Origin of the sequence: Micrococcus sp. KBS0714 (genome assembly GCF_002008305.4) — a bacterium.
GTDB lineage: Bacteria > Actinomycetota > Actinomycetes > Actinomycetales > Micrococcaceae > Micrococcus > Micrococcus luteus.
Window position 1 is genome coordinate 1,961,644 of record NZ_CP042169.1, and the last position, 13,090, is coordinate 1,974,733.

Below are 13,090 nucleotides of genomic sequence, written 5' to 3' on the forward strand. Positions count from 1 at the left end.
CGCGGGGCGGATCCGTCCGACCGCCGGGCCTCCTACACTCGGGGCCATGCCCGCCACCGCCGACGCCCTCGCTCGCGCCACGGACGCCCTCGCCGCGGCCTTCGACGGCGGCGCCCCCGTCGAGCTGACCGCCGACGGCGCCGTCCTCCCCCGGCCCGAGGCCCGCGATTCACGCCGCTGCGGGGACCCGGACGCCGTCGCCGTGGTGCGCACCTCCGGGTCCACGGGCACGCCGAAGCAGATCGTCCTGACCGGCGCGGCCCTGCGCGCCTCGGCCGCGGCCACGGCCCGGCGGCTCGGCGGCGAGGGGGCGTGGCTGCTGGCCCTCGGCGTGCACTACGTGGCCGGGCTCGCCGTGCTCTCCCGCTCGATCGCGGCCGGGACCGCCCCCGTGGCCCTGCCACCGGGCCCCTTCACGCCCGCGGCGTTCGCCACCGGGGCGGCCGCCCTGCCCGACGACGCCGGCCCCCGGCTCATCTCGCTCGTCCCCACCCAGCTCGCGCGCCTCCTCGCGGCCGACGCCGACCCGGCCGGGCGGGCGGCCCTGCGCTCCTTCGACCGCGTGCTCGTCGGCGGCGCCCGGCTCGATCCCGCGCTGCGGGCCGCGGCCGAGGCGGCGGGGGTGCGTCTCACCGCCACCTACGGCATGGCCGAGACGTGCGGCGGCTGCGTCTACGACGGCGTGCCGCTGCCCGGCGTCACCGCCGCGGTGGCCCCGGACGGCCCCGACGCCCCGCCGCGCGTGCGCCTGGCCGGGCCCATGGTGGCCGCCGGCTACCTCGACGACCCCGCCCGCACCGCCGCCCACTTCGTCCCCGCCGCGGACGGCGCCCGCGCCTTCCTGACCGAGGACACGGGCATCCTCTCCCCCACGGACGACGGCGGCGTGCGGCTGGCCGTGACCGGCCGCCTGGACGACGTGGTCATCACGGGCGGGGTGAAGGTGTCCGCGGCCGCGGTGACCGCGGCGCTCGAGGCGCACCCGGGCGTCGCGGCGGCCCACGTGGCCGGCGTGCCGGATCCCGAGTGGGGCGCCCGGCTGTGCGCCGCCGTCGTGCCCGTCCGCCCGGCCGCGGCCCCCGACGAGGCCGTCCTGCGCGCCCACGTGCGCGCGGCGCTGGGTGCGGCCGCGGTGCCCAAGACCTGGCTCCTCCTCGAGGCCCTGCCCCTGCTCTCCACCGGCAAGACCGACCGGCAGGCCCTGGCCGCCCGGTTCACCGCCGGCTGAGCGCCGCCCCGCCCGCGTGGGAGAATGACCCGGGCCCGGCCGACGTCGGGCCCCGGCCGCGCGCCGCCGTCGACCCGGCCCGCTGCGGACCGCTGCCCACCCCGCTCCCCAGGAGGAACCCCCGCCCATGGCCGCCACGCTCTCCCAGTGGGTCGCCGCCGCGCGCCCGCGCACGCTGCCCATGGCGATCGCCCCCGTGATCGTCGGTTCGGCCGCCGCCGCGGAGCTCGGCTCCTTCCACCTCGGCGCGGCGCTGCTGGCCCTCGTGGTGTCGCTCGCGCTGCAGATCGGCGTGAACTACGCCAACGACTACTCGGACGGCATCCGCGGCACCGACGACGAGCGTGTCGGCCCCTTCCGGCTCACCGTCTCCGGGCTCGTGCCCGCGGCCCGGGTGAAGCAGGCGGCCTTCGCGTTCTTCGGCCTCGCCGGGCTGGCCGGCCTGGGACTCATCTTGCTCTCGGGGCACTGGTGGTTCCTGCTGGTCGGCGTCGCCTGCGTGCTGGCCGCGTGGTTCTACACCGGCGGGAAGCGGCCGTACGGGTACCTCGGCCTCGGCGAGGTGTTCGTGTTCGTGTTCTTCGGGCTGGTGGCCGTCCTCGGCACCACGTACACCCAGGCCGACGCCGTCAGCGGCCTGGCCTGGGCCGGCGCGATCGGCTGCGGGCTGATCTCCACGGCCCTGCTCATGGCCAACAACATCCGGGACATCCCCACGGACCGCGAGGTCGGGAAGATGACGCTGGCCGCCCGCCTGGGCGACGGACCCGCGCGGGCGTCCTACGGCGTCATGCTGGCCGTCGCCCTGCTGCTGCCGCTGTTCTGGGTGGCGGTGCACCCGGGGCTGCTGCTCGTGCCGATCGGCGGCCTGCTCGCGATCCGGCCGATCCGCACGGTGCTGCGCGCCGACGACCGCCGGGCGCTGATCCCGGTGCTGCGCGCGACCGGCGTGATCGGGATCGTCTACGCGATCACGTTCACCCTCGGCGCGCTGCTCTGAGCCGCACGGGATGACGGCGGCGCCGGCGGCGGCATCCGCCCCGTCGCCCCGCGGGGCTCACTCGCGGAACCGGCCCTCGGTGTAGGCGTCCTCGGCGTCCGCGTCGGCGGTCTCGGTGCGGCCCCGGCGGCCCGGGCGGCCCTCCCACGCGGCGGACAGGTCCTCGGTGGCCCCCGTGCGCAGGCGGTCGAGGAAGAGGTAGCTGACGGCGAACGCCAGGATCGCCGCTGCGATCACCGCGAAGATCATCCAGAGGTCCATCACGTAGTAGAACAGCGCCCACAGGGCGACGAAGAGGACCACGCGGACCAGACCGTAGAAGAAGATGCGCACCGGTCCATCCTACGAGCAGGGACGCCCGCCCGCCCGCCGACCCCACAGCCCGCGCCTAGACTGGCGGGATGGGCCGTTTCATCATCCCCGCCGCGATCATCCTCGCGGGTCTGACCCTCTACGCGCTGTTCGAGGCGCTGCTGACCCCCGCCCGCGAGGTGCGCAGCCTGCCGAAGGCGGCGTGGGTGGCGGTCATCGTGCTGGTGCCGCTCGTGGGGCCGCTGCTGTGGCTGCTGCTCGGGCGCGCTCGCCCGGCCGGCGCGGGCGGCCGCCCCGCGCCCCGACCCACCGGGGCCCCGGACGACGACGAGGCGTTCCTGCGCAGCCTGCGCGTGCAGCGCCGCCAGGTCGCCCGCGAGCAGGACCTGGACCGCCGCGAGGCCGAGCTGCGCGCCCGCGAGGAGGAGCTGCGCCGTCGTCGGGAGCAGGGCGACGACGACGCCGACCCGGACGGCGACGGGCCGCGTGCCTGAGGGGCCCCGCCGGACTCAGCCGGGCAGACCCGCGTACGAGTGCAGGCCCGGGAAGTACGTGTTGACGATCGTGTAGTTGAACACGATGCACGCGAAGCCGACGATGCTCAGCCACGCGGCGCGGGCACCGGTCCAGCCGCGGGTGGCGCGGGCGTGCAGGTACGCCGCGTAGACCACCCAGATCACGAAGGTCCAGACCTCCTTGGTGTCCCAGTTCCAGTAGCGGCCCCACGCGGCCTCGGCCCAGATGGCGCCGGCGATCAGCGTGAAGGTCCACATGACGAAGCCGACGGCGTTGAGGCGGTAGGACCAGTTCTCCAGCCCCTGCGCGGCCGGCACGAGGCGCAGGAACGCCCACGAGCGCTCGCCCGCCGCAGCGCGCTTCTCCGCGCGGTCCTGCACCAGCTGCAGCACGGACATCGCGGCGGTCAGCGCGAACAGCGAGCTGGCAAGCACGGCGATGGACACGTGGATGACGAGCCACGGCGTCTGCAGCGGCGGCTGGAGGTGGCCCACCGGCGTCGGGAAGCCCATGGTGGCCGCGCACATCATCGCCACGACGATGCCGGTGACGAACGTGCCCACGAAGCGCAGATCCTTGCGCAAGAGGAACAGCAGGTAGACGGTCGTGATCACGAGCGCGCCCGTGGTCATGAACTCGTACAGGTTGCCCCACGGCACGCGGGAGGCGGCGAGGCCGCGGGCGACGACGGCGAACGCGTGCAGCGCCCAGCCGACGGCCAGCACGGCCACCGCCACGTTGGCGACCGGGCGGCGGCCGCCGCCCGTGTAGTCCATGTCCTCGTCCACGAGGGCGCCGTCCGCGTCGACGCCGCGCTCGGCGGCGCCGGTCGGACGGGCCGCGTCGGAGGCGCTCGCGCCGACCGCCGTGGACCCGCCGACGGCGGCCCCCACGGTCTCGCGGGCCGGAGCGGTGCGCACCTGCCCGCGCTGGGCCGCGAGGTCGGCCTCGAGGCGGCGGATGGTGGCCGAGGCGGTGGCCATGTCGATGGTGAACAGGATGAACGCCGCCGCGTACACGAGCGCGGCGATGAGCATGAAGAGGTCGCTGTACAGCGCCAGCTGCTCGTTCACGGGGGCCGTGGGGTTGAACACTGTCAGTCTCCTGATCGGGCGTCGGCGGGGCCGGCGGGGGTCTCGGGGGCGGTGGGGGTGGACTGGGGGGCGGCACCGGCCGCGGCGTCGTCGGCCGTCTCGGTGGCGGCGACGATGGGCCACCACTTCTCCATGGCGGCGCGCAGGGCCACGTGCTCCTCGTGGAGACCGAACTCCTCGCCGCGGGCGAGCAGCGCGTACTCCACGCGGGTGCGGCCGTCGTCGTCGGTGCGGGCACGCACCCACACGCGGCGGCGGCGGACGAACAGACTGATCGCCAGGCCGAGCAGGGCGGTGCCGGCGAACACGCCGACGCCCCACTTGCCCGGGTCGTAGTGGATGTCCAGGCCGACGTAGCGGCGGACGCCGTCGAAGCTGATGGAGCCCTTGCCCTCGGGCAGCTCGTACGTCTGGCCCGGGCTGAGCACGATGCCGCCGTTCTCGTTGGTGCGGCTGTTGAGCTCGGTGAGGGATGCGGTGTCCAGCACGTACACGTTCTGCGGGCGGCCGGTGTCCAGGCCGAGGTCCCCGTAGTACGAGTTCAGCTGCAGCTCCGGGTTGAGCAGCTCGGGGTCCGCGGAGAACGCGGCGCCTTCCTCGTCCTCCACCGCCGAGGGCAGGAAGAAGCCGACGAAGCCCAGCTGGTCCGGCCGCGCGTCGGGGACCTTGATGGTGGCCTGCGAGCCGTAGTTCTGGTCGAACACGCGGGTGACCACGGGGCCCTGGAAGGCCACGTCCCCGGCGCCGTCGCGGATGGTCACCACGGGCGCGTAGCCGTTGCCCACGAGGTAGACGCGCACGCCGTCGATGTCCAGCGGCTGGTTGACCTTGAGGATCTGGCGCTGGAGCTCGCCGCCGGAGCCCTCTCGGACGTCCATGACGGCGGTGTAGTCCAGCGGCTGGCCGTAGTGGGTCTCGGACTCGCGGTCGAACACGGCGTCGAAGGAGTCGAGGGTGAGGGAGAACGGCTGGAGGTCGTCCGCGCTGAAGTAGGTGCCGGGGGTGAAGGAGTCGTAGGCCACGAGGTTGTTGGCGAAGCCCTCGCCCTCCACGATGATCTTCTGCCCGCCGTACTTGGTCATGCCGCCGTAGGCCATGAACACGAGCACGCCGATCAGCGAGACGTGGAACAGGATGTTGCCGATCTCGCGCAGGTATCCGCGCTCGGCGCCCACGGACGCGCCGCCGGCCTCGAGGCGCCGCTCCACGCGGTAGCGGCGCTTGCGCAGCCACGCCTGGGCTCTGGCCACGGCCTCCTCGGGGCTCGGGCCGCCCTCCTCGAGGACGACGACGCCGGAGGCCGGCAGGCGCGTCAGGTTGCGGGGGGTGCGGGCCGGGGGCTGGCGCAGGGCCTTGGCGTGCTGGATGGCGCGCGGCCACACGCAGCCCACGAGGGAGACGAACAGCAGCAGGTAGATGGCCGAGAACCAGACGGAGTTGTAGACGTCGAAGAACTGCAGGGCGTCCAGGACGGGGCCCCACACGGGGTTGTCCTCGATCCACTGGTCCACGATCTCGGGGCCGGCACGGCGCTGGGGCACGAGGGAGCCGGGCACGGCGGCGACGGCGAGCAGGAGCAGCAGCATGAGCGCGGTGCTCATGCTGGTCAGCTGGGTCCAGATCCAGCGCAGGGTGCCCGCCAGGCCGAGGCGCGGCAGGGTGACGGGCTCGGAGCGCGTCCGGGCGGCCTTGGAGCTCACAGGGGCATCTCCCATTCGTTGGCGAACCACAGCTGCAGCTGCGTGGTCCAGGCGGTCCAGACGCCGGTGACCATGAGCAGGCCCAGCGCGATCAGCAGGGCGCCGCCGAGGCGCATGATCAGCACGCGGTGCCGCGTGAAGAACCCGACCGCCCGCATGCCGCGCTCCATGCCGAGGGCCATGAGCACGAACGGCAGGCCCAGGCCGAGGCAGTAGAGGAAGGCGAGCAGGGCGCCGCGGCCCACGGAGCCGGAGCTGGCCGTGGACATGGCCAGGACGGCGGCCATGGTGGGGCCGATGCACGGCGCCCAGCCCAGGCCGAAGGTCATGCCCAGCAGGGGCGCGCCGACCAGGCCGGCGGCGGGCTTGAAGTGGACGCGGCGCTCCTGCTGAAGCCGGCCGCCGCCGCCGAGGAACACGAGGCCCATGAGCATCACGAGCACGCCGAGCACGGGGGTGACCCAGGCGCCGTCGCGCCGCAGCCAGACCATGGCCTGGGTGAACACCACGGTGATGCCCACGAACACCACGGCGAACCCGAGCACGAACAGCACGGAGCCGAGCACGAGGCGCCCGCGGCGGCGGCTGGTGAGCACGTCCCCGCCGAGGCCGGTGACGTACCCGAGGTAGCCGGGCACGAGCGGCAGCACGCACGGGGAGAGGAAGGAGATCAGGCCGGCCAGCACGGCGATCGGCGCGGCCAGCAGCAGGGAGCCGTCGAGGGCGATCTCGGCGAAGGGGTTGCTCTGCATGGACACGGCGGCCGGGTCAGGCCGCGGCCTCGTCCACCACGGTGGTGAGCAGGGCGCGCAGGGTGGACTCCTCCACGGCGCCGAGCACGCGGGCGGCCACGCGGCCCTCGACGTCCAGGACGAGGGTGGAGGGCACGGCCTGCGGGGGCACGTAGTCGGTCATGTTCAGGAGCACCTCCCCGCGGGCGTCCTCGATGGACGGGTAGGGGATCTCGAAGGTGCGCTCGAAGGCCTGCGCGGTGGTGACGGTGTCCCGGACGTTCACACCGAGGAACCGCACCCCCTGCGGGGCGAACTGCTCGTGCAGGGAGACGAGGTGGGGGGCCTCGACGCGGCACGGCGCGCAGGCGGCGTACCAGAAGTTCAGCAGGGCGGGGGTGCCGCGCAGGCTCGCGCCGGTCACGGGGGTGCCGTCGAAGAGCTCGGCGGCGAACTCCACGGGGGCGCCGCGCTCGGCGGGGGCGATCTCCAGGACGGAGCCGTCGCCGGCGATGTAGTTCTTGCCGTCCGCGTTGCCGGCCTGCCGCGTCAGCGAGTCGTCCCCCGAGCACGCCGCGAGGACGGGCGCGAGGCCGAGCAGCGAGAGGCCGGTCAGCACGGTGCGACGGGACGGACGGGGGGTCTGCATGGCGGGCTGCCCTCCAGGGGACGCGCGGGGCTGGATTCCGGGTACCTGGGGAGTCTACTGTCCGCCCCGCATTCTGACTGAACCCTGGACGTCACACCCCCACCCCGTGGGAGGCTGCGGCCGGCGTCGTCGACGCCGGCCGTCTCAGGCGCCCGGCAGGGAGGAGGCGTCCTTGAGCAGGGCCTGGTTCGGCTCGTGGTACTCGACGCGCGGCACCCCGCGCCCCTCCTCGTACACGAGCGAGGTCACGGAGGTCAGCGAGCACTCGCGGCGGCGCGGGTCGTGCCACAGCGGACGGCCCTCGACGGCCAGGCGCGTCACCCAGATCGGCAGCTGGTGCGAGACGAGCACGGACTCGGCGCCGGGCCCGTCGGCGGCCACGGCCTCGCCGCGGAGCCGGTCGACGACGGCCAGCATCCGGGCGGCCTGCGCGCGGTACGGCTCGCCCCAGGACGGGCGCAGGGGATTGCGCAGCCGGGGCCACAGCCGCGGGTTCCGCTTCAGCGACGCCGCCACCTGGGACATGCCCTCGAAGGCGTTCTCCGCCTCGATCAGGTCGGGCTCGGTGACCAGCGGCAGGTCGAACGCGGCCGCGAGGGGCGCGGCGGTCTGCTGCGCGCGGGTCAGCGGGGAGGCGGCGACGACGGCGGGCGCCCGGCCGGTCTGCGCGGCGCGCTCCGCGAACCACGCGGCCACGCCCCGGGCCATCTCGTGGCCGAGCTCCGAGAGCCCGAACTCCGGCAGGCGGCCGTAGAGGACACGGTCGGGGTTGTGGACTTCTCCGTGGCGGACCAGGTGGACGGTGGCGAGCGTCTGCATGGGGCCAGTCTGGCAGAGGCGGGCCGGTGGCTCCGGCGGTAGCGTGGGGCACAGCTCGGCGCGACCGCGCCGCCACCCCCGTCCGCACCGAGACGCCGCGAGCGTCGGCGTCGCTAGGAGGCCCCATGTCCGGCACCTCGCCCACCGATCCCCACGGCAGCCAGAACCCGTACGGCACCGACCCCTACGGCGCCGCCCCGCAGGGGCCGACCCCGGGCTCCCCTGACCCGGCGGGCGCGAGCCCGTACGGCCAGAACCCCTACGGCGCACCGCCGGCGGCTCCGTACGGCGCCCCGGGCCAGGCGGGGATGCCCCAGGCCCCCTCCCCCCACGGCCCCGCCGGCTGGCAGTCTCCCGGCCCGGTCGAGCTGCCCCCGCGGCCGCGCTCCCTGACGGCCGCGTTCTGGCTGATCGTCTCGGGCGGCCTCCTGCTGCTGGCGACGACCCTGCTGGCGGCCTTCGCCATCACCCAGCCGGAGGGCCAGGTCGCGATCCAGCAGGAGCTGGACCGGTCCGTCGAACAGATGAATCTGCCCGCCGACCAGGCGGAGCAGATGCGCACCATGATGGACGGGATGCTCCCGGCCCTCGCCACGACGGCGGCCGTGTTCGGCGTGCTCGCGTTCCTCGTCTACCTGTGGGTGGCGTTCGCGATCCGCGGCGGCTCGCGCGCCGCGCGCATCGTCGGAACGGTGCTGGCGTCCCTGTCCGTGCTGGTGCTGGTCTCCAACGCCGTGATGGGGGCGTTCAGCCCGCTGGACCTCGTGTGGGTGGGCCTCGGCGTCGCCGGCATCGTGCTCGCCTACCGCCCGGACGCCACGGAGTACATGCGGCTGAAGACCTGGCAGCGCTTCGCGCGCCGCTGAGCCCGCTCAGGCCCGCGGGGCGTCCAGGAGCCGGCCCAGGCGGGCCGGGTCCACGCGCCAGAAGTCGCGCTGGACGCCGTCCACGAAGAGCACGGGCACCTCGTCCACGAAGCGCTCGAGCAGGTCCGGGTGCGCGGCCCCGTCCACGGCCTCCCAGGCCTCGCCCCGCGCGTCGCACACCTGCACCACCGTGGCCTCGGCCTCGGCGCACAGGTGACAGCCGGGCTTCACGAGCAGCTGGACGCGGGCGGTGGCGGCGGGCAGGTCGGCGGTCATGGCCCCCACTCTACGGATCGCCGTCCACGACGAAGCCGCCGTCCCCCCGGAAGGGGACGGCGGCTTCGTCTCGTCAGCGCCCGGAGGGCGCGGGCGTCACTTCTTGTTGCGACGCTGGTGACGGGTCTTGCGAAGCAGCTTGCGGTGCTTCTTCTTCGACATGCGCTTGCGGCGCTTCTTGATCACAGATCCCATGGGGACTCCTTGAATCGGGGCGAGGGTCGGCGGTCGTGGGACCGCAGGCATCCGGGGCGCCGGACACGCCGACCCGCATTCCACCGGATGTGGAACGCCTGGAAACGTTCTCGGCCACAATACCGGCCGCACGGGCCCCGGTCGAACCGGGACGGGGACCGGCTCAGTCGAACCAGGGGTCGAGCCCGTGCAGCGGGAACACCTCGCGGCGCGTGGCCATGATCGACTGGTCCACCGGGTCGGCCGGGTCGTAGCCCACCTCCCACGAGCGCCACCACACGTCCGCGTCCTCGCCCATCACGGTGGGGATCCGCTCGGCGTCGTCCCCCTCGTGCACGGACATGTCCCCGGTCAGCTCGTCCGCGGTGAGGGCCCGGACGTGCTCGATCCAGGCGGCGGGGATCTCGCTCCTCACGGGGATCGGGGTCTGCAGGACGGCGGCGGTCAGGTGGGCCCACGCGCGCGGCACCACCCGCAGCGGGTTGTAGCCGCCGCCCCCGGTGGCCAGCCACCGGCCGTACGCGAACCGGTCGGCCCAGTCGCCGACGTCGAATGCGAGCTGGCGCTGGCCGTCCACGCTCAGCCGCAGGTCGGCGAGCGGGTCCGTGAGGTGGCCGTCGCAGCCGTGCTGGCTGACCAGCACGTCCGGGGCGAACGCCTCCAGCAGGGGCGGGACCACGGCGTGGGCGGCGCGCAGGAAGCCGGCGTCACCGGTGCGCGGGGGCAGCGCGACGTTCACCGCCGTGCCCTGGGCGGCCGAGCCGCCGATCTCGTTGGCGAAGCCCGTGCCCGGGAACAGGCTGATGCCCGTCTCGTGCAGGGAGATGGTGAGCACGCGGGGGTCGTCGTAGAAGATCGACTGCGTGCCGTCGCCGTGGTGCGCGTCCACGTCGACGTAGGCCACGCGCTCCGCGCCGAGGTCCAGCAGGCGCTGGATGGCCACGGCGCAGTCGTTGTAGATGCAGAACCCGGACGCCGAGGACCGGGCGGCGTGGTGCATGCCGCCGGCGAAGTTCACGGCGCGGTCCACCTCGCCGGACCAGATCGCCTCCGCGGCGACGAGGGAGCCGCCCGCGATCCGGGCGGCGGACTCGTGCAGGTCCGGGAACACGGGACAGTCCTCGGTGCCCAGGCCGAAGCGGCCGTCCTCGGCCGACGACGTCGCCGCGGCCCGGCGGACGGCGGCGACGTACTCGGGGTCGTGGACGAGGGCGAGCTGCTCGTCCGTGGCCACGGGCGGCTCCACGATCCGCACGTGGGGCGCGTCCAGCAGGCCGAACGCCTCCACGAGCCGGTGCGTGAGATCCAGCCGCAGGGGCGCCATCGGGTGCTCCGCGCTGAACCGGTAGCGGAGCAGGCTGGAGTCCCACACCACAGCAGCGGGGGTGGGAGCGGGAGGGGTGGACGTGGTGCTCATCACGGTCCAGCCTAGGGCTCCGGGCGGCACGGTGGCGACGATCGCCTCGGATGTCTCGCCCGCGTGACGCGCGGGCCACGGCGCGCGCGATACTGGGAGCCGGTCCGTTTCCCGTCCCCCGTGCAGGAGGTGCCCCGTGGCAGGTCCCCGTCCGACTCCGCACGCCCGCCGACACGGCGGGGTGCGCCGGCCCGGCGGCCTCCCCCGGCCCGGCCAGGCCTCCACGCTGGAGTCCTCGACCGACCTGCGCACGGTGCTGCGGCGCTCGGGCCGCGCCGTCAGCTCGGTGGTGGGCGGCTCCCCGGCCCGCGCCGCCCTCTCCGCCTTCGCCCTCATGGCCCTGGTGTTCACCGGGCTCCTCGCCCTGCCGTGGGCCGCGGCGGACGGCCACGCCACCCCCCTGCACGACGCCATGTTCACCGCGGTCTCCGCCTTCTCCGTGACCGGTCTGACCACCGTCAACACGGCCGCGCACTGGTCCCCCGCGGGCCAGGTGATCATCCTCGTGGCCATCCAGATCGGCGGCCTGGGCATCCTCTCGATTGCCTCGCTGCTCACGCTGGCCGTCTCCCGGCATCTGGGCCTGAGGTCGAAGCTGGCGACGCAGCAGGCGGGCATGACCTCCGGCAGTCTCGGCGAGGTCGGCCAGCTGCTGCGCGTCGTCGTCGTGACGGTGCTGACCGCCGAGGCCGCGCTGGCGCTCGTCCTCGTGCCGCGGTTCGCGGCCATCTCCGGCTCGTGGCTCACCGGCCTGTGGCACGGGGTCTTCTACTCGGTCAGCGCCTTCAACAACGCGGGGTTCACCCTGCACGTGGACGGCCTGCCGGAGATCATGCACGACCCGGTGATCATCACGGTGCTCGGCGTCGGTGTGTTCCTCGGCGCGCTCGGCTTCCCCGTGGTCATGGTGCTGCTGGAGAAGGGGTGGCGATTCCGGGAGTGGAACCTGCACACCAAGCTCACGGTCGAGGTGACGCTGGCGCTGCTGGTGCTCGGCGCCGTCGCCCTCTTCTTCTTCGAGGCGGGCAACCCGGCGACCCAGGCCGGGATGGGCTTCTGGCAGCGGGTCGGGCACTCGCTCTTCGGTTCCGTGATGACCCGCTCCGGCGGCTTCGCGATCGACGACACGAACGCGCACCGGCCCGAGTCCCTGCTGCTCATGGACGCGCTGATGTTCGTGGGCGGCGGGTCCGCCTCCACCGCGGGCGGCATCAAGGTGACCACGCTGGCGATCATGTTCCTCGCGATCGTGGCGGAGGCGCGCGGCGACCGCGAGGTGACGGCGCACGGCCGCACGATCGCCCCCGAGTCCCTGCGCGTGGCCATCGCGGTGCTCGCACTCGGGGCCACCCTCGTGCTCGTGGCCACTCTGGCGCTGGTGCACATCACCGACGAGTCCCTCCAGCGACCCCTGTTCGAGGTGATCTCCGCGTTCGGCACGTGCGGGCTCTCCGTGGGCGTCTCCGCGGAGAGCCCACCGGCCGGCAAGTACGTCCTGACGGCCATGATGTTCGCGGGCCGCGTTGGTACGATCACGTTCGCCGCCGCCCTGGCCCTGCGCCAGCGGCGCGTGCTCTACCGCTACCCCGTCGAGAGGCCGGTCATTGGCTGACACCCCGCAGCGCACCGATCCCAACGCCCCCGTGCTCGTCGTGGGGCTGGGCCGCTTCGGCGCCGCCACGGCCGAGGAGCTCGTCGCACAGGGGCGCGAGGTGCTCGCCGTCGAGCGGGACCCCGTCCTCGTGCAGCGCTACGCCCCCTCGCTGACCCACGTGGTGGAGGCGGACGCCACCGACTCCGAGGCCCTGCGCCAGCTCGGTGCGCAGGACTTCTCGACGGCGGTGGTCGGCGTGGGCACCTCCATCGAGGCATCGGTGCTGATCACCGTGAACCTCGTGGACCTGGAGATCCCGCACATCTGGGTGAAGGCGATCAGCGAGGCGCACGGCACGATCCTCAAGCGGATCGGGGCGAACCATGTGATCTTCCCGGAGCACGACGCCGGCGTGCGCGCCGCCCACCTCGTGAACGGGCGCATGCTCGACTTCATCGAGTTCGACGACGACTTCGCGATCGTGAAGATGTACCCGCCGGCCGAGTGCGTGGGCTTCACGCTCGCCGAGTCCCACGTGCGCTCCAAGTACGGCGTGACCGTGGTGGGCGTGAAGACCCCGGGCGAGGACTTCACCTACGCCCAGCCGGACACCCGGGTGGGCCCGCGCGACACCCTCATCGTCTCGGGCCACACCGACCTCATCGACCGGTTCGCCGCCCGGCCCTGAGGCAC

The 13,090-nt window shown here is 74.1% G+C and carries 15 protein-coding genes; 6 read left to right on the top strand and 9 right to left on the bottom strand.

The genetic code is table 11. The features are described from left to right. The first annotated feature begins 46 nt into the window (after window positions 1-46). Window positions 47-1,228: an AMP-binding protein gene (locus tag B1A86_RS08975; RefSeq protein ID WP_078025957.1), complete on the top strand. Its 1,182-nt coding sequence runs from the start codon at window positions 47-49 to the stop codon at window positions 1,226-1,228. Window positions 1,229-1,355: 127 nt separating this feature from the next. Next, window positions 1,356-2,228, top strand: coding sequence for a 1,4-dihydroxy-2-naphthoate polyprenyltransferase (locus tag B1A86_RS08980; protein ID WP_073116739.1), 873 nt, complete (start codon window positions 1,356-1,358; stop codon window positions 2,226-2,228). A gap of 57 nt (window positions 2,229-2,285) precedes the next feature. Here B1A86_RS08980 and B1A86_RS08985 read toward each other — a convergent pair whose 3' ends face one another. Continuing rightward, complete coding sequence (locus tag B1A86_RS08985) at window positions 2,286-2,561, bottom strand: DUF4229 domain-containing protein (RefSeq protein WP_078025958.1); 276 nt, start codon at window positions 2,559-2,561, stop codon at window positions 2,286-2,288. A 68-nt stretch (window positions 2,562-2,629) separates the two neighbouring features. Here B1A86_RS08985 and B1A86_RS08990 point away from each other — a divergent pair, with 68 nt between their 5' ends. After that, window positions 2,630-3,034: a PLDc N-terminal domain-containing protein gene (locus B1A86_RS08990; RefSeq protein WP_078025959.1), complete on the top strand. Its 405-nt coding sequence runs from the start codon at window positions 2,630-2,632 to the stop codon at window positions 3,032-3,034. A 15-nt stretch (window positions 3,035-3,049) separates the two neighbouring features. On the opposite strand, the gene ccsB is transcribed toward B1A86_RS08990, so the two are convergent. The 5 genes from ccsB to B1A86_RS09015 all read right to left on the bottom strand — a co-directional run bounded on the left by ccsB (window position 3,050) and on the right by B1A86_RS09015 (window position 8,049). Further along, complete coding sequence (gene ccsB / locus B1A86_RS08995) at window positions 3,050-4,150, bottom strand: c-type cytochrome biogenesis protein CcsB (protein ID WP_078025960.1); 1,101 nt, start codon at window positions 4,148-4,150, stop codon at window positions 3,050-3,052. Between the two features lie 2 nt (window positions 4,151-4,152). Continuing rightward, window positions 4,153-5,850: a cytochrome c biogenesis protein ResB gene (locus tag B1A86_RS09000; RefSeq protein ID WP_138976810.1), complete on the bottom strand. Its 1,698-nt coding sequence runs from the start codon at window positions 5,848-5,850 to the stop codon at window positions 4,153-4,155. Next, window positions 5,847-6,602: a cytochrome c biogenesis CcdA family protein gene (locus B1A86_RS09005; RefSeq protein WP_036334702.1), complete on the bottom strand. Its 756-nt coding sequence runs from the start codon at window positions 6,600-6,602 to the stop codon at window positions 5,847-5,849. Before B1A86_RS09005 ends, B1A86_RS09000 begins: the two co-directional genes overlap by 4 nt. Before the next feature lie 16 nt (window positions 6,603-6,618). Continuing rightward, window positions 6,619-7,230, bottom strand: coding sequence for a TlpA disulfide reductase family protein (locus B1A86_RS09010; RefSeq protein ID WP_036336892.1), 612 nt, complete (start codon window positions 7,228-7,230; stop codon window positions 6,619-6,621). 144 nt (window positions 7,231-7,374) lie between these two features. After that, window positions 7,375-8,049, bottom strand: a complete 675-nt coding sequence (locus tag B1A86_RS09015; RefSeq protein ID WP_036336891.1) for a histidine phosphatase family protein — start codon at window positions 8,047-8,049, stop codon at window positions 7,375-7,377. A 125-nt stretch (window positions 8,050-8,174) separates the two neighbouring features. On the opposite strand from B1A86_RS09015, the gene B1A86_RS09020 reads away from it, so the two are divergent. Then, window positions 8,175-8,915 carry a hypothetical protein gene (locus tag B1A86_RS09020; protein ID WP_063189782.1) on the top strand — a complete coding sequence of 247 codons (741 nt, stop codon included), beginning with the start codon at window positions 8,175-8,177 and terminating at the stop codon, window positions 8,913-8,915. Between the two features lie 6 nt (window positions 8,916-8,921). On the opposite strand, the gene B1A86_RS09025 is transcribed toward B1A86_RS09020, so the two are convergent. From B1A86_RS09025 to B1A86_RS09035, 3 genes are all read right to left on the bottom strand, one after another. After that, entirely contained in the window at window positions 8,922-9,191 is a 270-nt protein-coding gene (locus tag B1A86_RS09025; protein WP_063189784.1) for a glutaredoxin family protein, read from the bottom strand. Window positions 9,192-9,287: 96 nt separating this feature from the next. Next, on the bottom strand, window positions 9,288-9,386 hold the full coding sequence (locus B1A86_RS09030; protein ID WP_005504750.1) for a 30S ribosomal protein bS22: 99 nt from the start codon (window positions 9,384-9,386) through the stop codon (window positions 9,288-9,290). 163 nt (window positions 9,387-9,549) lie between these two features. Beyond that, window positions 9,550-10,803, bottom strand: a complete 1,254-nt coding sequence (locus B1A86_RS09035) for an acetoin utilization protein AcuC (protein ID WP_063189786.1) — start codon at window positions 10,801-10,803, stop codon at window positions 9,550-9,552. A gap of 136 nt (window positions 10,804-10,939) precedes the next feature. On the opposite strand from B1A86_RS09035, the gene B1A86_RS09040 reads away from it, so the two are divergent. Then, on the top strand, window positions 10,940-12,415 hold the full coding sequence (locus tag B1A86_RS09040; RefSeq protein ID WP_063189788.1) for a TrkH family potassium uptake protein: 1,476 nt from the start codon (window positions 10,940-10,942) through the stop codon (window positions 12,413-12,415). Then, on the top strand, window positions 12,408-13,085 hold the full coding sequence (locus B1A86_RS09045; protein ID WP_002856329.1) for a TrkA family potassium uptake protein: 678 nt from the start codon (window positions 12,408-12,410) through the stop codon (window positions 13,083-13,085). Before B1A86_RS09040 ends, B1A86_RS09045 begins: the two co-directional genes overlap by 8 nt. Window positions 13,086-13,090: the final 5 nt, after the last annotated feature.

Coding starts and splice junctions, on each gene's coding strand:
- B1A86_RS08975 (WP_078025957.1), top strand. CDS start 47: ATGCCCGCCACCGCCGACGCCCTCGCTCGCGCCACGGACGCCCTCGCC.
- B1A86_RS08980 (WP_073116739.1), top strand. CDS start 1,356: ATGGCCGCCACGCTCTCCCAGTGGGTCGCCGCCGCGCGCCCGCGCACG.
- B1A86_RS08990 (WP_078025959.1), top strand. CDS start 2,630: ATGGGCCGTTTCATCATCCCCGCCGCGATCATCCTCGCGGGTCTGACC.
- B1A86_RS09005 (WP_036334702.1), bottom strand. CDS start 6,602: ATGCAGAGCAACCCCTTCGCCGAGATCGCCCTCGACGGCTCCCTGCTG.
- B1A86_RS09010 (WP_036336892.1), bottom strand. CDS start 7,230: ATGCAGACCCCCCGTCCGTCCCGTCGCACCGTGCTGACCGGCCTCTCG.
- B1A86_RS09015 (WP_036336891.1), bottom strand. CDS start 8,049: ATGCAGACGCTCGCCACCGTCCACCTGGTCCGCCACGGAGAAGTCCAC.
- B1A86_RS09020 (WP_063189782.1), top strand. CDS start 8,175: ATGTCCGGCACCTCGCCCACCGATCCCCACGGCAGCCAGAACCCGTAC.
- B1A86_RS09025 (WP_063189784.1), bottom strand. CDS start 9,191: ATGACCGCCGACCTGCCCGCCGCCACCGCCCGCGTCCAGCTGCTCGTG.
- B1A86_RS09030 (WP_005504750.1), bottom strand. CDS start 9,386: ATGGGATCTGTGATCAAGAAGCGCCGCAAGCGCATGTCGAAGAAGAAG.
- B1A86_RS09035 (WP_063189786.1), bottom strand. CDS start 10,803: ATGAGCACCACGTCCACCCCTCCCGCTCCCACCCCCGCTGCTGTGGTG.